The sequence below is a fragment of the Pseudomonas sp. WAC2 genome, from assembly GCF_030403525.1.
GTDB classification, from domain to species: Bacteria; Pseudomonadota; Gammaproteobacteria; order Pseudomonadales; family Pseudomonadaceae; genus Chryseomonas; species Chryseomonas luteola.
This window is the reverse complement of record NZ_JAUEPD010000001.1, coordinates 40151-60197: the sequence shown is the minus strand read 5'-3', so window position 1 is coordinate 60197 and position 20047 is coordinate 40151. Positions and strand designations below refer to the sequence as shown.

21 protein-coding genes are annotated in these 20047 nt (G+C 55.0%); 18 read left to right on the top strand and 3 right to left on the bottom strand.

Annotation, left to right across the window (positions count from 1 at the left end; genetic code table 11):
* Nucleotides 1-31: 31 nt before the first annotated feature.
* From QWJ10_RS00305 to purT, 3 genes are all read left to right on the top strand, one after another.
* On the top strand, nucleotides 32-628 hold the full coding sequence (locus QWJ10_RS00305; RefSeq protein ID WP_197872740.1) for a CoA pyrophosphatase: 597 nt from the start codon (nucleotides 32-34) through the stop codon (nucleotides 626-628).
* A gap of 94 nt (nucleotides 629-722) precedes the next feature.
* Nucleotides 723-914, top strand: a complete 192-nt coding sequence (locus QWJ10_RS00300; protein WP_073450372.1) for a DUF1289 domain-containing protein — start codon at nucleotides 723-725, stop codon at nucleotides 912-914.
* Between the two features lie 84 nt (nucleotides 915-998).
* Entirely contained in the window at nucleotides 999-2180 is a 1182-nt protein-coding gene (gene purT, locus QWJ10_RS00295) for a formate-dependent phosphoribosylglycinamide formyltransferase (RefSeq protein WP_010797586.1), read from the top strand.
* A 43-nt stretch (nucleotides 2181-2223) separates the two neighbouring features.
* Here the strand turns inward: purT and QWJ10_RS00290 are convergent, their stop codons facing one another.
* Both QWJ10_RS00290 and ccsA read right to left on the bottom strand, forming a co-directional pair.
* The gene (locus QWJ10_RS00290) at nucleotides 2224-3534 is read right to left on the bottom strand and encodes an MFS transporter (protein ID WP_289923412.1); all 1311 of its coding nucleotides are present in this window, start codon (nucleotides 3532-3534) and stop codon (nucleotides 2224-2226) included.
* A gap of 237 nt (nucleotides 3535-3771) precedes the next feature.
* On the bottom strand, nucleotides 3772-4572 hold the full coding sequence (ccsA, locus tag QWJ10_RS00285; protein ID WP_197872707.1) for a cytochrome c biogenesis protein CcsA: 801 nt from the start codon (nucleotides 4570-4572) through the stop codon (nucleotides 3772-3774).
* 135 nt (nucleotides 4573-4707) lie between these two features.
* Between ccsA and ffh the strand changes: the two genes are divergently transcribed.
* The 15 genes from ffh (at nucleotide 4708) to QWJ10_RS00210 (ending at nucleotide 19065) form a co-directional block, all read left to right on the top strand.
* Nucleotides 4708-6084 carry a signal recognition particle protein gene (gene ffh / locus QWJ10_RS00280; protein ID WP_010797589.1) on the top strand — a complete coding sequence of 459 codons (1377 nt, stop codon included), beginning with the start codon at nucleotides 4708-4710 and terminating at the stop codon, nucleotides 6082-6084.
* A 157-nt stretch (nucleotides 6085-6241) separates the two neighbouring features.
* A complete protein-coding gene (gene rpsP, locus QWJ10_RS00275; RefSeq protein WP_010797590.1) occupies nucleotides 6242-6493 on the top strand; it encodes a 30S ribosomal protein S16 in 252 nt (83 codons plus the stop codon).
* 5 nt (nucleotides 6494-6498) lie between these two features.
* Nucleotides 6499-7038 (top strand): ribosome maturation factor RimM, encoded by a 540-nt coding sequence (rimM, locus tag QWJ10_RS00270; RefSeq protein WP_289923407.1) that lies wholly within the window; start codon nucleotides 6499-6501, stop codon nucleotides 7036-7038.
* Nucleotides 7039-7041: 3 nt separating this feature from the next.
* Nucleotides 7042-7785 (top strand): tRNA (guanosine(37)-N1)-methyltransferase TrmD, encoded by a 744-nt coding sequence (gene trmD, locus QWJ10_RS00265; protein WP_197872708.1) that lies wholly within the window; start codon nucleotides 7042-7044, stop codon nucleotides 7783-7785.
* Nucleotides 7786-7830: 45 nt separating this feature from the next.
* On the top strand, nucleotides 7831-8181 hold the full coding sequence (gene rplS / locus QWJ10_RS00260; RefSeq protein WP_019366570.1) for a 50S ribosomal protein L19: 351 nt from the start codon (nucleotides 7831-7833) through the stop codon (nucleotides 8179-8181).
* Between the two features lie 98 nt (nucleotides 8182-8279).
* A complete protein-coding gene (locus tag QWJ10_RS00255) occupies nucleotides 8280-8699 on the top strand; it encodes an acyl-CoA thioesterase (protein ID WP_286787085.1) in 420 nt (139 codons plus the stop codon).
* Nucleotides 8700-8708: 9 nt separating this feature from the next.
* Nucleotides 8709-9605 (top strand): site-specific tyrosine recombinase XerD, encoded by an 897-nt coding sequence (gene xerD, locus QWJ10_RS00250; protein ID WP_074827619.1) that lies wholly within the window; start codon nucleotides 8709-8711, stop codon nucleotides 9603-9605.
* 55 nt (nucleotides 9606-9660) lie between these two features.
* Nucleotides 9661-10389 (top strand): bifunctional protein-disulfide isomerase/oxidoreductase DsbC, encoded by a 729-nt coding sequence (gene dsbC, locus QWJ10_RS00245; protein WP_289923403.1) that lies wholly within the window; start codon nucleotides 9661-9663, stop codon nucleotides 10387-10389.
* A 161-nt stretch (nucleotides 10390-10550) separates the two neighbouring features.
* Nucleotides 10551-11855: a homoserine dehydrogenase gene (locus tag QWJ10_RS00240; RefSeq protein WP_010797597.1), complete on the top strand. Its 1305-nt coding sequence runs from the start codon at nucleotides 10551-10553 to the stop codon at nucleotides 11853-11855.
* Nucleotides 11856-11913: 58 nt separating this feature from the next.
* Nucleotides 11914-13323 carry a threonine synthase gene (gene thrC / locus QWJ10_RS00235; RefSeq protein ID WP_289923401.1) on the top strand — a complete coding sequence of 470 codons (1410 nt, stop codon included), beginning with the start codon at nucleotides 11914-11916 and terminating at the stop codon, nucleotides 13321-13323.
* Between the two features lie 94 nt (nucleotides 13324-13417).
* Entirely contained in the window at nucleotides 13418-14560 is a 1143-nt protein-coding gene (locus QWJ10_RS00230) for a GGDEF domain-containing protein (RefSeq protein WP_289923398.1), read from the top strand.
* Nucleotides 14561-14622: 62 nt separating this feature from the next.
* The gene (locus tag QWJ10_RS00225; protein WP_289923397.1) at nucleotides 14623-15162 is read left to right on the top strand and encodes a YaeQ family protein; all 540 of its coding nucleotides are present in this window, start codon (nucleotides 14623-14625) and stop codon (nucleotides 15160-15162) included.
* 114 nt (nucleotides 15163-15276) lie between these two features.
* The gene (gene recJ / locus QWJ10_RS00220; RefSeq protein WP_289923395.1) at nucleotides 15277-16992 is read left to right on the top strand and encodes a single-stranded-DNA-specific exonuclease RecJ; all 1716 of its coding nucleotides are present in this window, start codon (nucleotides 15277-15279) and stop codon (nucleotides 16990-16992) included.
* Nucleotides 16993-17090: 98 nt separating this feature from the next.
* On the top strand, nucleotides 17091-18194 hold the full coding sequence (locus QWJ10_RS00215) for an NADH:flavin oxidoreductase/NADH oxidase (protein ID WP_010797602.1): 1104 nt from the start codon (nucleotides 17091-17093) through the stop codon (nucleotides 18192-18194).
* 154 nt (nucleotides 18195-18348) lie between these two features.
* Complete coding sequence (locus QWJ10_RS00210; protein WP_019366562.1) at nucleotides 18349-19065, top strand: tellurite resistance TerB family protein; 717 nt, start codon at nucleotides 18349-18351, stop codon at nucleotides 19063-19065.
* Here the strand turns inward: QWJ10_RS00210 and QWJ10_RS00205 are convergent, their stop codons facing one another.
* Nucleotides 19066-19980, bottom strand: a complete 915-nt coding sequence (locus tag QWJ10_RS00205; protein ID WP_019366561.1) for a LysR family transcriptional regulator — start codon at nucleotides 19978-19980, stop codon at nucleotides 19066-19068.
* Nucleotides 19981-20047 lie beyond the last annotated feature (67 nt).

Below are 20047 nucleotides of genomic sequence, written 5' to 3'. Positions count from 1 at the left end.
GATGCCTCAAGAGTAAGCGTGTGGAGAAAGCATCGTGGATGAGTTGCTCCATCGATTGCGGCATTATCGACCGCGTCACCTGGAGACTGATCGTACACACCCCGAAGCCGCCGTATTGTTACCTATTATTCGAGGTGATGATCCTGAGCTGGTTCTGACGCTGCGCGCCAGCAATCTGTCGACGCATGGGGGAGAGGTCGCATTACCAGGTGGGCGACGTGATCCGGAAGATCCGGACCTTATTCATACAGCGCTACGTGAGGCGTATGAGGAGATTGGTCTGCCGCCGGGGCTGGTCGAAGTAGTAGGGCCGTTGAGCCCCTTGATTTCTTATTATGGGATCAAGGTAACGCCTTATGTCGGCATTATTCCCGATTACGTGGAGTACACGCCCAACGACGCTGAAATCGCAGCCGTATTTACGGTTCCGCTCAGCTTTCTGTGCGAAGTGCCTCCAGAGGTCACGCCGAGGATCGATGAGCAGGGGCGACGTTCCTATATCCCAAGTTATCAGTACGGTGAGTATCGGATCTGGGGCCTGACGGCTGCCATTATCGTGGAGCTGGTCAACCTGCTTTATGATGCCGGCATTTCGCTCCATGAGCCGCCTCATTCAGTTGAGAAATGATGCCTTTTGATGCACTTCTGCCAGCAGGCCAAGTAGAATTCATGCCAACGATACGTTATCAGGCCGCTGCCTGTACGAGATGACAGCCTTGGACATGAATGAAAACGAAAAGCCTGTTCGCTCTCCCTGCGTGCAAGTCTGTGTGCTGGATGAGGCCGATATGTGCACAGGATGCCAGCGCACCGCTCAGGAAATATCTCAATGGGGACGCATGACTAACACCGAGCGGCGTAGGGTCTTGCAGCTGTGTGAGGAACGTGCCTGCGCCGCTGGCCACTATTTCTAAGGGCACCTCGGATAGCGATCGAGTGCGTTATCGCTATGAGGCAGCCCGGTTAAACCCATGACTGTATACACCAGAGGATGCTGCATGACCCAGATAGGAACTCCATTGTCACCTACCGCCACTCGCGTTCTGTTATGTGGCTCTGGTGAGCTTGGTAAAGAAGTTGTCATCGAGCTACAGCGTTTGGGTGTGGAGGTCATTGCCGTCGATCGTTATGCCAATGCACCGGCCATGCAGGTAGCCCATCGTAGTCATGTCATCAATATGCTGGATGGCGCCGCGCTTCGCGCGATCATCGAGCAGGAAAAACCTCATTACATCGTGCCCGAGATCGAGGCAATTGCCACGGCAACCCTCGTTGAGCTGGAGGGCGAAGGGTATACCGTCGTGCCTACTGCACGCGCTGCGCAGCTGACCATGAACCGCGAAGGTATTCGCCGTCTGGCTGCGGAGGAGTTGGGTTTGCCCACTTCACCGTATCACTTCGCGGACACCTTTGAAGAGTATGCCGCTGCCGTCGAATCTGTAGGCATGCCCTGTGTCGTGAAGCCGATCATGAGCTCCTCCGGCAAGGGGCAGAGCGTTATCAAGTGCAGCGAAGACATTCAGGCCGCCTGGGATTATGCTCAGGAGGGCGGACGAGCGGGTAAGGGACGCGTCATTGTTGAAGGCTTTATCGACTTTGACTATGAAATCACCCTGCTGACAGTTCGTCATGTCAATGGAACATCCTTCTGCGAACCTATTGGTCATCGTCAGGTAAAAGGTGATTACCATGAGTCCTGGCAGCCGCAAGCGATGAGTCCCAAGGCACTTGCTGAGTCCGAGCGTGTTGCCAGGGCGGTCACCGAGGCGCTGGGCGGGCGTGGTCTGTTTGGCGTTGAGCTGTTTGTAAAAGGCGATCAGGTGTGGTTCAGCGAAGTCTCTCCACGTCCCCATGATACAGGCCTAGTAACGCTGATCTCTCAGGATCTCTCTGAGTTTGCCCTTCATGCCCGTGCCATTCTGGGATTACCGATACCGGTCATTCGCCAGTTTGGTCCATCAGCCTCTGCCGTACTGCTGGTTGAAGGACAATCTACCCAGACAAGTTTCGGCAATCTGGGTGCAGCGCTAAGTGACCCGGATACGGCCCTGCGCCTGTTTGGCAAGCCTGAGGTGGCAGGGCAGCGCCGAATGGGCGTGGCACTGGCTCGAGATGAGTCGGTGGAAGCGGCCCGTGAAAAGGCGACCAAGGCGTCGCAAGCCATCAGCGTAACGCTTTAATCCTGCGGGACGACAGCCCTGGCTGCACAGGGCTGTCGCTTGATTACAATTCCCGGTCTCGTGTTTCCTTAAGGCACAGTACGGCAATCAAGCTGATCAGCGCCGCTACGGAAACATAACCGCCCACCCAACTCAAGCCTCCGGTATCGGCCAGCTTTTGCGCAATATAAGGCGCTACCGAGGCACCCAGGATGCCGCCAAGGTTATACGCGGCCGAGGCGCCGGTATACCTGACATGGGTGGGGAAAATCTCCGGTAACAGCGCACCCATGGGTGCGAACGTCATGCCCATGAGAAACAGCTCCAGCGCCAGGAAAAGTGCAATGCTACCTGTTGAGCCATGGGTAAGCAGCGGTTCCATGGTAAAACCTGATAGCAGGGCGGCGGCTGCACTGATTGCCAGAACTGGTTTGCGGCCATAACGGTCGGCAAGCCAGGCGGACAGAGGTGTGGCCAGGGTCATGAACAGAACGGCAAAGCACAGGAGCCCTAGAAAGCCCTCTCGGCTGAACCCTAGTGTTTTAACGCCATAGCTCAGCGAAAACACTGTTGAGATATAGAACAGCGCATAGCACACCACCATGGATAAGGCGCCCAGCAGCATGGGGTGCCAGTGCTTGGTAATTGCTTCGGTTAATGGAAGGCGCAGCTTTTCGTGTCGCTCCATGGCTTTGGCAAATACTGGCGTTTCACTCAACTTGAGGCGGACATAAAGGCCTACCATTACCAGGGCTGCGCTCAGGATGAAAGGAATTCGCCAGCCCCAAGCCTTGAATTGCTCGTCCGATAGCAGCACAGCCAGCGCGAGAAACAAGCCGTTAGCCGCAAGAAAGCCGATAGACGGGCCCAGTTGGGGAAACATGCCAAACCAGGCTCGCTTGTTCTTCGGCGCATTTTCCGTTGCCAGCAGCGCGGCGCCCCCCCATTCTCCGCCCAGCCCAAGCCCTTGGGCGAATCTGAGAACGCACAACAGCACGGGGGCCCAGCCACCTATGCTGGCATAGCCAGGGAGCAGGCCGATCAGCGTGGTCGAAACACCCATCAAGAGGAGCGAAGCCACTAGAGTGGATTTTCGACCAATCCGATCGCCGAAATGGCCAAACAGTGCAGAGCCGAGAGGACGGGCCAGGAAAGCGATGCCAAAGGTGATGAATGCGCTGAGTGTTTGCGCAATCGCAGATGTTTGTGGAAAGAACACCGGGCCGATGACGAGTGCGGCGGCGGTAGCGTAGACATAAAAATCGTAAAACTCGATAGCCGTGCCGATAAAGCTTGCCGTTGCGATACGGGCTGTAGAGTTTGCAGGCGCGGCAGGCGAAACAGGTTCCGCCTCGTAGGTTGCAGTAGCAGTCATTGGATGTCCCAGGCGCTGTCGTTTTTTTATGGCCTGACTCGTACGCTTGCCCGGGTAGGGCACAGGTGCGTAATCATCCGGTGCGGATGTGAATCGTTAGCCTGTTATGACGCGGCTCTATCGACGAAGGGGTAACCGCAGAGAGAGACGTTTAGCTGGGTAAGCCTTTGGATTATGGACAAGCCTTGCCGTTTCCGGCAAGGCTTGCGAAGGACGAGGTGCCTAAGAGGCGGGTCTTCAGATATGCAGGATGAATTCACGTACCAGCTTGCTACCGAAATACGCGAGCATCAACAGGCAGAAGCCGGCCAGTGTCCAGCGGATGGCCTTGTGTCCACGCCAGCCCATGCGATGACGCCCCCACAGTAGGACGCCAAACAGGACCCACGCCACACAGGACAGAACCGTCTTGTGCACTAGGTGCTGGGCAAGCATGTCTTCGAGAAACAGCCAGCCGGAAATCAGGGACAAGGACAATACAGCCCAGCCCGCCCATAGAAAACCAAACAGCAGGCTTTCCATGGTTTGCAGAGGTGGGAAGCTCCGGATCAGCCCCGATGGGTGCTTGTTCTTGAGCTGCCTGTCCTGAATCAATAGCAGCAACGATTGAAAAACAGCCAGTGTTAACAGACCGTAGGCAACAATCGAGAGCAGGACATGGGTTAATATGCCCGGCGTGATATCAATCGGTTGAACAGTGCCCGACGGTAACACGTCAGCCAGGAGCGTCGTAATGGCTCCTAGGGGATAAATCAGAACCAATAATGTCTGTAACGGCATGCGGATGCAGCCGAACAGAATCAAAAGTATGGCTACCGCCGCGATCAGGCTGGACGCATCAAAAAAGTCCAGCGAAAGACTGCTGGGTAGAATCAGCTGAATGAACAAGGCCGCGCCATGGGCGAGCAACGCTACTACGCCCAACGAGACCAAAAGGGTATTGTTGGGACGCTTGCGCGTGGTCAGACACACACTTTGATAGGCCGTGGCGACACTATAGAGAAGGGCAGCCGTCAGGCTGGGCAACAGGGATGACATAAATCCTTGAATCACTGAGCCGAAAGCAGATGAGTTTGGCACAGATGCCAGTGTTCAAGGAAGACTGTAGACGATGCCAGCCGACGTCCTCTTCGTTATACTTCACAACCTGCCGCCAGTTTTGGACGCATTTGCATGTTTGAAAACCTGACAGATAGACTTTCACAGAGCCTTCGCCATATCACTGGCAAGGCAAAATTGACCGAAGACAACATCAAGGACACGCTGCGTGAAGTGCGCATGGCGCTCCTTGAGGCGGACGTGGCGTTGCCGGTCGTCAAGGATTTCGTCAATAAGGTCAGGGACCGTGCCGTAGGCACTGAAGTCTCCAAGAGCCTCACTCCTGGCCAGGCCTTCGTGAAAATCGTTCGAGCCGAGCTCGAAGAGCTGATGGGGGCTGCAAACGAAGATCTGGCTCTCAATGTCTCTCCACCGGCCGTTATTCTCATGGCCGGTCTGCAGGGGGCAGGTAAGACCACTACAGCAGGCAAGCTGGCGCGCTTCCTGAAAGAGCGCAAGAAGAAAAGCGTTCTTGTTGTCTCTGCTGACGTCTATCGTCCTGCCGCGATCAAGCAGTTGGAAACCCTGGCTCATGAGGTCGGCGTTACGTTCTATCCCTCCGATATCAGCCAAAAGCCTGTTGCGATCGCCGAAGCTGCTGTGCGTGAAGCCAAGCTCAAGTTCATTGATGTCGTAATCGTGGATACCGCTGGTCGTTTGCATGTCGATGCAGAAATGATGGCTGAAATCCAGCAGGTTCATGCCGCAATCAAGCCTGCCGAAACGCTGTTTGTTGTGGATGCCATGACGGGTCAGGACGCGGCTAATACCGCCAAGGCCTTCAATGACGCGCTTCCCTTGACAGGCGTTGTGCTGACCAAGGTCGACGGTGACGCCCGTGGCGGTGCGGCATTGTCCGTGCGAGCCATTACAGGCAAGCCGATCAAATTCCTGGGTATGGGAGAAAAGAGCGAGGCGCTGGATCCTTTCCATCCTGATCGTATTGCTTCCCGTATTCTGGGTATGGGCGATGTGCTCAGCCTTATCGAGCAGGCCGAGCAGAACCTGGATAAGGAAAAAGCCGAAAAGCTGGCCAAGAAGCTCAAGAAGGGCAAAGGGTTCGATCTGGAAGACTTCCGTGACCAGCTTCGCCAGATGAAAAGTATGGGCGGCCTTGGCTCGCTTATGGACAAGCTTCCTACCATGATGGGTGGTGTCAATTTGTCCCAGATGGGAAATGCTCAGGGAGCAGCCGAAAAACAGTTCAAGCAGATGGAGGCTATTATCGACTCCATGACGCCTGCTGAGCGCCGTGATCCAGAAACGATCAGCGGCTCGCGCAAACGTCGAATCGCCATGGGTTCCGGAACCCAGGTACAAGATGTAGGACGCCTCATCAAGCAGCATAAGCAGATGCAGAAAATGATGAAAAAGGTGACCTCCAAAGGCGGCTTGTCAAAGCTTATGCGTGGCATGGGTGGCATGTTCCCAGGAGGAATGCCCAAGCTGTAAATCCCCCAAGTTGCTGCCGTTGGGCGATCAGCCCTGCATATGATAGGGAAAAAGAGTTTGCAATCGCTCGGATTATCCTTAGAATATGCGGCCTTTCGGGCCTGAGGCCCAGCGTGCGTAACATTTGTAAAGCACCGACTACAGGAACAAAGTTCACATGTTAACCATCCGTCTTGCCCGTGGTGGCTCCAAGAAGCGCCCCTTCTATCACCTGACCGTGACCAACAGCCGTAACGCCCGTGATGGTCGTTTCGTTGAGCGCATCGGCTTCTTCAATCCGGTTGCTTCCGGTAATGAAATCCGTTTGTCTGTTGACTCCGAGCGCGCTAGCTACTGGCTGAGCCACGGTGCACAGCCGTCTGAGCGCGTTGCTCAGCTGCTCAAGGACTCTGCTAAGGCAACTGCCTGAAATTTATGAGTCAGACGCCTGCGCCTGAAGAGGACCTGGTTGTCCTCGGTAAGATTGTCTCGGTGTATGGCGTGCGTGGCGAAGTGAAGGTCTATTCCTTCACCGACCCCTTGGACAATCTGCTGGAGTATCGTCATTGGACCCTGCGTCGTGATAGCGAAATCCGCAAGGTAAGTTTGGTAAAGGGCAGCCTTCACGGCAAAGTCCTGACGGCCAAGCTTAAAGGTCTGGATGATCGCGAAGAGGCACGAGCCCTTTCAGGGTTCGAAATTTGTGTGCCTCGCCATGAGCTTCCAGGCCTGAACGAAGGTGATTACTACTGGTACCAGCTCGAAGGGCTGAAAGTGATCAATCAAGAAGGGCAGATGCTCGGCGTGGTGGATCATTTGCTTGAGACTGGTTCCAACGATGTCATGGTGGTAAAGCCATGTGTCGGCAGTCTGGACGATCGCGAACGCTTGTTGCCCTATGTTTTGGAGCAATTCGTCAAGTCGATTGATCTAGTGGCAGGTGAGATGCGGGTTGACTGGGACGCGGATTTTTAAATCATGCGTGTCGACGTCATCAGTATCTTTCCTGAAGTATTCACAGCCGTCCGTGATTTCGGAATTACCGGTCGTGCGGTCAAGCAGGGGTTACTTCAACTCAATTGCCTGAATCCGCGGGACTATACCGAAGACCGGCATCAGACTGTTGATGATCGTCCTTTTGGGGGTGGTCCCGGCATGGTGATGAAAATTCAGCCATTGGAGCGGGCATTGAATGATGCACGCAGCAAGGCTGAGGGCTCGGTAAAAGTAATTTACCTTTCCCCTCAAGGGCGACAGCTGTCGCAGCAAGGGGTAAAGGAGCTGGCGAAAGAAGAACACCTCATTCTTATCGCTGGTCGTTACGAAGGTATCGACGAGCGCTTTATTGAAGCGCACGTTGATGAAGAATGGTCGATTGGTGACTATGTGCTGTCTGGCGGCGAGCTGCCAGCAATGGTCCTGATCGATGCGGTGACGAGGCTACTGCCTGGAGCGTTGGGGCATGTAGATTCCGCCGAGCAGGACTCGTTTACGGACGGTCTGCTCGATTGTCCTCATTACACTCGACCTGAGGTGTATGAGGGACGGCGGGTACCTGAGGTGCTGCTCAGTGGTAATCACGAGCATATCCGGCGTTGGCGTTTACAGCAGTCCCTTGGAAGGACCTATAAACGGCGCGCTGATCTTCTGGAAAGACGCTCGCTTTCTGGAGAAGAGCAGAAGCTGTTGGCGGAATTCCTTCGTCAACAGGACGATAGTTAACGTATCGATGGCAGGTCTGACGGCTTGTCTTAGGAGCACACTAGCATGACCAACAAGATTATTGCACAGCTTGAAGCTGAACAAATGAACAAGGAAATCCCGGCTTTCGCGCCCGGTGATACCGTAATCGTTCAAGTAAAAGTAAAGGAAGGCGACCGTCAGCGTCTGCAGGCCTTTGAAGGCGTTGTAATTGGCAAGCGTAACCGCGGCCTGAACAGTGCTTTCACCGTTCGCAAGATTTCCAACGGTGTAGGTGTAGAGCGTACCTTCCAAACTTACAGCCCCATGATCGACAGCATCAGCGTCAAGCGTCGCGGTGATGTTCGTAAAGCCAAGCTGTACTACCTGCGCGAACTGTCTGGCAAGGCAGCACGTATCAAGGAAAAGCTGGCTTAATTCAGCGATTCCACAAAAAAGCAGCCCTAGGGCTGCTTTTTTGTTGCGTGGATGAAAAGTCAGTATGGTGAGTTAGCTAAGCGAGTTCCCGGATGTCCATGACCCCTAGAGAGCAAGAAATCGCACGCCGAACAGAGCTGTCTGAAACGCGCGTGGCCAAAGCGGTATTTCCTCCTAATACCAATCATCATCACACGTTATTTGGCGGGCAGGCGATGGCGTGGATGGATGAAGTCTCTTTCATTACGGCGACACGGTTTTGCCGTTTGCCGCTGGTAACGGTATCGACCGACCGTATCGATTTTAATCACGCCATTCCAGGTGGCTCTATCGTTGAGCTGATTGGTCGAGTGATAAAAGTGGGTAATACCAGCATCAAGGTGGGTGTCGAGGTTTACCTCGAGAGTATGTATAACGAAGGACGTGAACTGGCGATCAGTGGTGCGTTTAGCTTTGTTGCGATCGATGAGGATAAGCGTCCCGTCGCTGTTCTGCCGGACTTCCCTCAACACTCCTGAGTTGTAACACTGCCGATGCGAGATCATCCGTACATCAATCGATTTTTGGATGCCTTATGGCTTGAGAAAGGCTTATCCGAACACACGCGTGACGCCTATTCCAATGATTTAGGGCAGTTCAACGCCTGGTTGACGGAGCAGGGCGTTTCGCTTGAAAAAGCTGGTCGAGAGATGATTCTTGATCACTTGGCCTGGCGGCTGGACAAGGGTTACAAGGCACGCTCAACGGCGCGTTTTCTATCGAGCGTTCGTGGTTTTTATCGATATGCGGTTCGTGAAGGACTGATCGATGTTGATCCTACGCTACAGGTCGATATGCCTCGCCTTGGCGCTCCTCTACCCAAAAGCTTGTCCGAGGCAGATGTCGAGGCATTGCTTGCCGCACCGGATACTGATGACCCGCTGGGCTTGCGTGATCGAACCATGCTGGAGGTACTGTATGCAACGGGTCTTCGAGTCAGCGAGCTGGTTGGGTTGACGCTTCAGCAGGTAAATCTGCGACAGGGCTCGATGCGGGTGTTTGGCAAGGGAAACAAGGAGCGTCTGATTCCTCTGGGGGAGGAGGCTATCAATTGGCTGGAGCGGTATGTGAAGGAAGCGCGCGGCCTGTTACAGAACGGGTTGGCATCTGATGTGCTGTTTCCGAGCCTGCGTGGAACTGAAATGACGCGGCAGACCTTTTGGCACCGCATCAAGCTGCACGCCCAAGTGGCCTGTATCGACAAGCCGCTTTCACCCCATACGCTGCGCCATGCCTTTGCAACCCATCTGCTCAATCATGGTGCTGACTTACGTACCGTACAAATGCTTTTAGGCCATTCAAGCCTTTCGACAACCCAGATTTATACGCATATCGCCCGGGCTCGTTTGCAGGCCCTGCATGCGGAACATCATCCTCGCGGTTAAATTGTAGTGTCGGCCTCTGTGGTAGGCTGGCAGCTATTGTTCACAGGAGTTATTCATGCGCATTACTCGTTTGGTGCTGGCAGTTTGCCTGGGGCTCGCAAGTACCTTTGCAATGGCTGAATCCGAGCAGGCTATCCGTAAGACCTTGAGTGCATTACAGCCTAATCTGGGTGTCGAGTCGATTGGAAAAAGTCCTTTTGAAGGCCTTTATGAGGTTCAGCTCAAGGGCGGGCGTATCCTGTATGCCAGTGGTGATGGGCAATACATTGTTCAAGGATACCTGTACCAGTATAAGGACGGTCACGCCGTTAACCTGACGGAACAGGCTGAAAATGCAGCAGTGGCCAAGCAGATCAATGGTTTGGACAAGCAGCAGATGGTCGTCTTTCCGGCCGTGGGCGAGACGAAAGCTCACATTACCGTTTTTACGGATACCACATGCCCTTATTGCCAGAAACTTCACGCTGAAGTCCCGAAGTTGAACAAGCAGGGTATCGAGGTGCGTTATCTGGCATTTCCGCGTCAGGGTTTAAATTCGGCGGGGTATAAGCAGCTTGAGGCAGTATGGTGCTCTAAGGATCGGGCCGAGGCGATGGAGCGCATGTTCGAGGGTAAGGAAATCAAGGCTGCTTCCTGTGATGATCCGGTTGCGAAGCAGTTCACTTTGGGGCAACAGATTGGCATTCAGGGCACGCCTGCCATTATTCTTGCCAATGGACATATGATCCCTGGTTACCAGCCAGCGTCAGAATTGGTAAATGACGCGCTGGCAGCCGGTAAATAGGTATAGTGCAGTCATGACGGCCGAGCTAAGCTCGGCCGTTTGGTCTTGACGATAAGCCTGAGCGATACGTGGCAGCCAAGCGGCGTGCTTGAGGTAAACTCCGTTTCCAAGTTTTTATCAGCCCGGGTGTTCTACCGAGGCCTACAGCAGGGGAATAAAGCGTGAAACCGGTAAAAGTGGGTATTTGCGGACTGGGTACCGTGGGTGGCGGTACTTTCAATGTGCTCAAACGAAACGCTGAAGAGATTGCACGTCGTGCCGGCCGTGGTATTGAAGTAGCACAGATTGCTCAGCGTCGTCCTAATCCCAAGTGTGATACCGGTATTACCCCGATTACCGACGATGTGTTCGCTGTGGTGGATAACCCGGAAATCGACGTGGTGGTCGAGCTAATTGGTGGTTACACAGTGGCCCGTGAATTGGTCATGCGTGCAATCAACAACGGCAAGCATGTGGTTACCGCAAACAAGGCGTTGATCGCAGTGCATGGCAACGAGATTTTTGCCAGGGCGCGTGAAAAAGGCGTCATCGTAGCCTTCGAAGCGTCGGTTGCTGGAGGCATTCCTGTTATCAAAGCTGTGCGTGAGGGCCTTGCGGCTAACCGCATCAATTGGGTGGCGGGAATCATCAACGGTACTGGCAACTTTATCCTGACCGAAATGCGCGAAAAGGGCCGTACGTTCGAAGACGTACTCAAGGAAGCCCAGGCGCTCGGTTATGCCGAGGCGGATCCAACCTTTGATGTTGAAGGTATCGATGCGGCGCATAAACTTACTATTCTGGCATCCATTGCCTTTGGTATTCCGCTTCAGTTCGATAAGGCCTACACCGAAGGCATTACCACGCTGACCACGGCCGACGTTGGTTATGCCGAGGCGCTGGGTTACCGCATCAAGCACCTGGGCGTTGCGCGCAGCACCGAGAAGGGTATTGAGCTACGTGTTCATCCCACCCTGATTCCAGCCGATCGCCTGATTGCCAACGTAAATGGGGTAATGAACGCCGTCATGGTTAACGGTGATGCGGTGGGTTCGACACTGTTTTATGGCGCAGGCGCTGGTATGGAGCCAACGGCTTCCTCCGTAGTGGCTGATCTTGTCGATGTGGTACGTGCCATGACGTCAGATCCGGAAAATCGCGTTCCGCACCTGGCCTTCCAGCCTGACGCTTTGTCCGATCATCCGGTATTGCCTATCGAAGCCTGTGAGAGCGCCTATTACCTGCGCATCCAGGCCAAGGACCATCCGGGGGTGTTGGCCCAGGTGGCAAGTATCCTGTCGGAGCGTGGCATTAATATAGAGTCGATCATGCAAAAGGAAGCCGAGGAACATGACGGCTTGATTCCCATGATTCTGCTGACCCACCGGGTACATGAACAGCATATGAATGAAGCCATCAAGGCGCTTGAGTCACTTGAGGATGTGGTAGGGGCTGTTGTTCGTATCCGAGTCGAACATCTGAACTGATCCAGGCCGGCCGGATGATGGATCCGGCTATCAGCTGCTCTAATTGAAGGTTAAATCGATGCGTTACATCAGCACCCGCGGCAATGCGCCAGCGTTGAATTTCGAAGACGTTCTGTTGGCTGGCCTAGCCAGTGACGGAGGTCTGTATGTGCCGGAAAATCTGCCGCGGTTTACTCAGGAAGAGATTGCTTCCTGGGCTGGGCTGCCTTACCACGAGTTGGCGTTCCGCGTCATGCGCCCGTTCGTTGAGGGCAGTATCAGCGATACCGACTTCAAACAGATTCTTGAGGAAACGTATGGCACATTCGCTCACAGTGCGATTGCGCCGCTGCGTCAGCTTAATGCCAATGAATGGGTGATGGAGCTTTTCCATGGCCCAACCCTGGCGTTCAAGGATTTCGCACTACAGCTGCTGGGCCGTCTGCTGGATCATATTCTGCTCAAGCGGGATGAGCGTGTCGTGATCATCGGCGCCACTTCGGGCGATACGGGGTCTGCTGCTATTGAGGGCTGCCGTCGTTGCGAGAATGTAGACATTTTCATTCTGCATCCTCACCAGCGTGTATCTGAGGTCCAGCGCCGTCAGATGACGACCATCCTTGGCGAAAATATCCATAACATCGCCATCGAAGGCAATTTTGATGATTGTCAGGAGATGGTGAAGGCGAGTTTTGCCGATCAGAGCTTCCTCAAGGGCACGCGTCTGGTTGCCGTAAACTCGATCAACTGGGCGCGCATCATGGCCCAGATCGTTTATTACTTCCATGCAGCGCTGCAGTTGGGTGCCCCGGCGCGCTCCGTAGCGTTCTCCGTTCCGACCGGTAACTTTGGCGATATATTCGCAGGATACCTGGCGCGTAACATGGGGCTGCCTGTAAGTCAGCTTGTTGTAGCAACCAATCGCAACGATATCCTGCATCGCTTCATGAGCGGCAACCAGTATTTCAAGGAAACGTTGCACGCCTCGCTATCGCCCTCCATGGATATCATGGTGTCGTCCAACTTCGAACGTTTGTTGTTCGACCTGCACGGACGTAACGGTGTGGCGTTGGCCGAGCTGATGAGCACGTTCAAGGCCACGGGCAAACTCTCTGTTGAAGAAGATCGTTGGGTTGAAGCGCGTAAGCTGTTTGATTCATTGGCGGTAAGTGATGAAGACACGTGCGCTACCATCGCTGATGTCTTCAAGCGTACCGGTGAGGTGCTTGATCCGCATACGGCAATTGGCGTCAAGGCGGCGCGAGAGTGTCGTCGTAACCTGTCTACGCCGATGGTGGTGCTAGGAACAGCACACCCCGTCAAGTTTCCTGACGCAGTCGAGAAGGCCGGTATTGGTAAGGCGCTGGAGCTTCCGGCTCACCTGAGCGATCTATTCCAGCGCGAGGAGCGCTGCACTGTGCTGCCTAACGCCATTGAGGCGGTACAGGCTTTTGTCGCTCAACATGGTAATCGCGGCAAGCCGCTCTAAATAGCGTTCAGAAGCGGATGCTGTTCTGGCATTCGCTCCTGACCAGCTTCCCCTTGCTCGTTTGATTGACACGCGTACTGCCAGGAGGGCTGCCGTGACTTTGAGCATGCCTACGCTACTTGTGACCAATGTGTATGTACTCGTTCTGCTTGGCGTGCTGATGCTATTTGCATGGGCAAGAGGGAGCCGCGAGGCAACTCTGGGCTTTCTGTGCGTGATGCTATGGTCGGGCGCGTTGGGGCTTGTAATAGGTAGCCTGCGTGGACGAGGAATGGATGCGTTGCCTATCGTGCTGGGGAACGTGCTTGTTCATGTCTGTTATGCCATGGGGTGGACTGCCATGCGGGCTTTTTCCGGCCGACGAGTACTCTGGTCCGGAGTATGGGCTGGAAGTGTCCTATGGTTGCTTGCCTGTCTGATTCCCGCATTTTATGGATCGCTGGCCGCGCGAATTCAACTGAGCTCGCTGGTAATTGTCAGCTATACCGTGTTGGCAGGTTATGAACTCTGGCGCTCCCGGAACGAAAATCAGGTATCGCTGGCGGCCTTGTTCAGTCTGTTTGGATTGCACAGTGCTTTTTATGTCGGTCGTTTCTTTCTGGATCGCTCACTGCCGTTCGCCGGGGAAAGTCATGGAATCGACTTTGCGGCGTTTCTGCTGCTTGAGACCTTGTTGTACAGCATTGGTCTGACGTTTGCGGCGACAGCCATGGTGCAGCAACGAACGGAGAGGCGTTACAGGCAAGCCTCGTTGACGGACTCGCTGACAGGTATTGGCAATCGACGGTCCTTCGTCGAAGACAGCGAAAACATGCTGCGTCACTGCCAGGTTCAGCATAGCCCTGTGACATTGCTACTGTGTGATATGGATAATTTTAAACAGCTCAATGACAGGCATGGTCATCAGGCTGGAGACCAAGCATTGGTAGCCTTTTGTGAGGTGTCCAGGATGCGGCTTCGAAAAGGTGATGTTTTTGGTCGTTTGGGCGGCGAAGAGTTTGCGTGCCTGCTACCAGACACCACTACTGAAGCGGCGTATCAAATGGCTGAGCGGATACGGAAGGAATTTGCTTCATGCTCACGGGTAGCAGGGGTTTCCTTGAGTATCAGCATTGGTGTAGCCAGTTCGGCGGAGGCGGGTTATGTGCTTGATTCGCTGATTGCCCTGGCTGATAAGGGATTATATGAAGCCAAGGGGCTCGGCAAGAATCGAAGTGTCATTAGCCAGCCTGTCTGAGCAAGCCACTTTTCAGGCGTTTTCACGGTACACTGGTCAGCTTTACTTTCGAGCGGACATTCATGGCCCTGCAAGCCACGCCTTATAAAGTTGAACTTAACCTGACGGATCTGGACCGCAACGTCTACGAGAACCTGCGTTTTACCGTTGCTCGTCATCCCTCCGAAACCGAAGAGCGTCTGGCTGTGCGCATCCTGGGATACGCCTTGTGGTACGGCGAGCAGCTTGGGTTTGGTCGGGGACTTTCCGATGTAGATGAGCCTGCCCTTTGGGAAAAGAGCCTCGATGATCGTGTATTGCATTGGATTGAAGTAGGGCAGCCTGATTCTGAGCGCCTGGTCTGGTGTTCTCGCCGTGCGGAGCGGGTCAGCTTGCTTGCCTATGGCAATTTGCGAGTCTGGCAGAACAAGGTAGTCGATTCGGTGAAGATGTTGAAGAACCTGAACATTGCAGCGGTGCCTGTTGAGCCGCTGGCTGCATTGGCTACTGACCTGCCACGCTCGATCAGCTGGAGCGTAATGATCAGTGAGGGGACTGTGTTCGTGACGGACGAGCGTGGTCAACACGAGCTTCATCTCGACTGGTTGATGGGTGAGCGTTAAATTCATCGGAAAACGCTTTAAAAGCCATGGAAGCAGACGCATCTTGAATCTATCCATGGCTTGAGCCGTCTGTTCGGCCTGTTCTCTATTTCTGTTGTAATACTTGAGTAATCGATGCGTATCGAACTTCGTTCCCTGCCGGATGAGTTGCCCGATCTGGGCGATCTTCCGCCGCTACTGACCCGTCTTTATGCCGCGCGTGGCGTGAAGAGTGCTGATGAGCTTGAAAAGGGGCTGGCGCGGTTACATCCCTATCGGTTGTTCAAGGGGATGGATGACGCCATCGGGCTGCTGGTCGATGCGTTGGCTAAGCGTCAACGCATCCTGGTCGTGGGTGATTTTGACGCTGATGGCGCAACCGCTACCAGTATAGCGGTTCTTGCCTTGCGCAGCCTGGGCGCCGCTTGGGTCGATTACCTTGTTCCCAATCGCTTTGAGTACGGGTATGGGCTGACGCCTGAAATCGTCGCGGTTGCTCGGGAGCGCCAGCCTGATCTACTGGTGACCGTGGATAACGGAATTTCCAGCATAGACGGTGTCGAAGCCGCCAAAGCCGCAGGAATGCGCGTGCTGGTGACCGATCACCATTTGCCGGGCCATGAGTTACCTGCTGCTCATGCGATCGTTAACCCTAATCAGCCTGCCTGTGAGTTTCCTAGCAAGTGCATTGCTGGCGTGGGCGTTATCTTCTACGTGATGCTTGCACTGCGGACGCGGCTGCGTGAAGAGGGCTGGTTCGATGCGCTGAACATAAAAGAACCTAATCTGGCTGAGCTGCTGGATCTGGTCGCGCTGGGCAGTGTTGCCGACGTGGTCCCGCTGGACGCGAATAACCGGATTCTGGTCCATCAGGGATTAGCGCGTATACGTGCCGGTCGCGCTCGTCCGGGGCTCAGAGCATTGCTGGAGGTAGCAGGGCGGCAGCCGGGTAAGATTACTTCTACTGACCTGGGATTCATTCTGGGGCCGCGCCTCAATGCGGCGGGGCGGCTGGATGATATGTCGCTTGGAATCGAGTGCCTGCTGTGCGAGGACGAAGCCCTTGCACGAGACATGGCCGTCCAGCTGGACCAGCTCAATAAGGATCGAAAGCTGATCGAGCAGGGCATGCAGCGTGAGGCCTTGGCGCAGCTCAAGGAATTGCCCAAGGATGATATGCCGTTCGGGTTATGTCTGTTTGATCCCGAATGGCATCAAGGCGTCATTGGTATTCTGGCGTCTCGTCTCAAGGAACGTTACCACCGGCCCACGCTGGCCTTTGCCGATGCCGGTGACGGCATGCTCAAGGGCTCGGCGCGTTCGGTTCCAGGGTTTCATATCCGTGATGCGCTGGATGCTGTTGCGGCGCGTCATCCTGGGCTGATCACTAAGTTCGGCGGGCACGCCATGGCAGCGGGGCTATCACTGCCTCAAGAGAATTTCGGTGCGTTTGCTGCGGCTTTCGATGCGGAAGTCAGACGGCATCTGGTCGAGGATGATCTGACAGGGCGTTTGCAATCGGACGGTTCGCTGGAAACCTGCGATTTTCAACTAGAGATTGCACGTGCACTCAAGCATGCCGGCCCCTGGGGGCAGCATTTCCCCGAGCCGATGTTTCACGGTGTGTTTGAGGTCGTGCAGCAGCGTATTGTAGGTGAGCGGCATTTGAAGCTGGTTTTGAAGAGTGAGTGCGGAGGCATTCAACTGGACGGCATTGCGTTCAACATCAATCGCGAGGTCTGGCCGAATCCGCAAATTCGCTGGGTCGAAGCCGCCTACCGCCTGGATGTGAACGAATTTCGTGGTCAGGAAAGCGTGCAGCTGATTGTGGTTCACCTGACGCCCAAGTGAAGTAATAGGCCTCATAAAAATAGTTGCATTGCTATCGAAGTGATCATTCCGGCAAAGTAAGGCTCTAATAGATTCAAGTCCTTGTGCCGAGAGCGATCATGAGCAAACTTTTTGAGCCTTTTACCCTTCGCCAACTGACGCTTCCGAACCGCGTTGTAGTTTCCCCCATGTGCCAATATTCAAGCGAAGACGGCTTCGCTAATGATTGGCACTTGGTTCACCTGGGCAGCCGTGCCGTTGGTGGCGCGGGGCTGGTCATCAGTGAAGCTGTTGCCGTTACGCCAGAAGGCCGTATCACTCCGCAGGATCTAGGCCTGTGGAAGGACGAGCAGATCGAGCCGCTGCGCCGCATCACTCAATTCATTCAGTCACAGGGTGCGGTGCCGGGTATCCAGATTGCCCATGCCGGGCGTAAAGCCAGTACCTGGCGCCCTTGGGAAGGCAAGCACGGCAGCGTTCCCATCGCTGAAGGTGGCTGGGTACCTGTAGCCCCGTCAGCAATAGCCTTTGACCCTCAGCACACTCGTCCTACCGAGCTGGATGCTGAGGATATTGCCGGTCTCACCAAAGCCTTTGTCGCAACAGCCGAGCGCGCATTGGCTGCCGGGTTCAAGGTTGCTGAAATCCACGCGGCCCACGGTTATCTGCTACATCAGTTTCTTTCACCGATTTCAAACCAGCGTAGCGATCAATACGGTGGCAGTTTCGATAACCGTATCCGTTTCCTGTTGGAGGTTACACAAGCCATTCGAGCCGTCTGGCCTGATGAGCTGCCTGTCTTTGTTCGGTTATCGGCAACCGATTGGGTAGAAGATGGCTGGAATGTAGACGAGACGGTAGAGCTGGCCAAGCGCTTGAAACCCCTGGGTGTCGATCTGATTGATGTCTCCTCGGGAGGTACTGCGGCAAACGCCGAAATTCCGGTAGGCCCAGGTTATCAAACGCAATTTGCAGAGCGGGTTCGCAAGGAGGCTGAGATTGCCAGTGGCGCCGTTGGCATGATTACCGATGCGGCCCAGGCTGAGCACATCATTCGTACCGGTCAGGCCGATGTGGTACTGCTGGCACGCGAACTGCTGCGTGATCCGCACTGGCCGCTGCAGGCCGCTGAAGCATTGCGCGACAAGGTTTCCTGGCCCGCCCAGTACGTTCGCGCGGCACATCGGGATACGCCCCTTCGCAAGCCGCTATCGTTCGATTGACCCTGTCAGGGCGAGCTTCCAGTAGGTTCGCCCTGTTTAATCCTCCCTCCAAGCGTCTCTGCAATATCTCGCAGCAGAAGAGCGCTCCGCTGCATGAACCATCTGCCGGTGTGTCTTGCCCTAATAGGTATCTGCCATTATCTGGAGAGCAATGATGCAAACACGTGGCCTGCTGGATCAATTACTCAAGACAGGGCAGGACATGCTCGCCAAGCAGGGCGGCCTGTCCGGTGCACTTGGAAAGTTGAATCAAGGTAATACGAAGTCTCAAACCCCTTCGTCGAAAGACCCTCTGGGCGGCATGCTGTCGAGTGCGGGCGGCGGAGCGCTGGCCGCCAGTGTGTTGGGGATGCTTTTGCGCGGCAAGGGCGCCAGCCGTATGGGAGGTGGCCGGATGGCCAAGTATGGTGGGCTGGTCGCGCTGGGTACCCTGGCCTACCAGGCTTATACAAACTGGCAGAAAAGCCAGGCTAATGCGCCTCAGACCGAGCCTCAGACAGTGGATCGTGCGCCGGAAGGAAAGGTGGAGCAGCACAGTCAGGCCATTCTGAAGGCACTTATTGCGGCAGCCAAGGCAGACGGGCATATCGATGATCAGGAGCGTAAGCTCATTGATGACGAAATGAATCGACATGCAGATGATCCTGAGCTTCAGAATTGGCTGCGTCAGGAAATCAATAAGCCACTGGACCCTGCCGAAATTGCTGCCAGCGCCAAGACGCCGGAAATGGCTGCCGAGATTTACCTGGCAAGTCTGTTGATGGCCGATGATCAGCAAGTGATGGAAAAGGCCTATCTCGACGAGCTGGCGCGTCATCTAAACCTGGATCCCGCCCTCCGGGCTGAGCTGGATAGCAAGGCCAAGGGCTGATCATGCGTCCGGGCCGTCTTGCTCGGCGGCCTGGCCCATCAAGACATGTTGGTGTTGCTCGCACAGGCCAACCAGAAAATCCCAGACAACGCGCAGCCGCACCGTTCGATGAAGTTCTCGGCGCGATGATATCCAGTAGTGCCGAATGACGCGCTCCTGCGGCAGGACTGGTATCAACAGGGGATCGCGGCTTCCCAGGTAGTAGGGAAGGATGGCAATGCCGATTCCCGCCTGAGCCGCCATTTGCTGAGCCAGCACGCTGGTGCTCCGGAACGCTACTTGCGGGTGCTTGCACATTGTCTGGAGAAAAAGCAGTTCTTTGGTAAATATCAGGTCGTCTACGTAGCCAATCCAGCGTTGGCGGGAAAGATCTTCCCGGGAGTGGAGGGGAGGTGCTTTTTCTAGATAAGCTGGACTGGCGTACAGCTGAAGACAATAGCTGCTGAGTTTTCGAGCGATGACCAAGTCAGCGCTAGGCCGCTCGAGCGTAATGGCGATGTCCGCCTCCCGGTTGGTAATACTGACAAAGCGGGGAACCGAGACCAGCTCGATTTCAAGGCCCGGATAGCGCTCCAGTAAGGTTGCCAGCCGCCCGGCCAGGAAGCCCGTGCCCAGTCCTTCCGTCACCCCAAGGCGAACCTGGCCTAGGGGATTTACGCTACAGGTCATTTCTTCCTGCGCCAGAAGGGCGGATTCCTCCATGGCCTCGGCATGCTTGAGTAATGCCTGACCGGCTGGTGTGAGCTGATACCCCTGGGTGTGCTGAACGAGAAGCTGCGTGCCCAGGGTGCGTTCGAGCGATTCGATGTGCCGAGCGACGGTCGTGTGGCTGGTTCCCATACGCCTGGCCGCGGATAGCAAGCGCCCGCTGCGCTGTAGCTCCAGAAAGAAGCGGAGGTCGTCCCAGTTGAACATTCGCGTGACTCCTCACCCAGGTAACTGCTGTGCATTTTTGAACAACGGCTGCCTGAAAATGATTGTT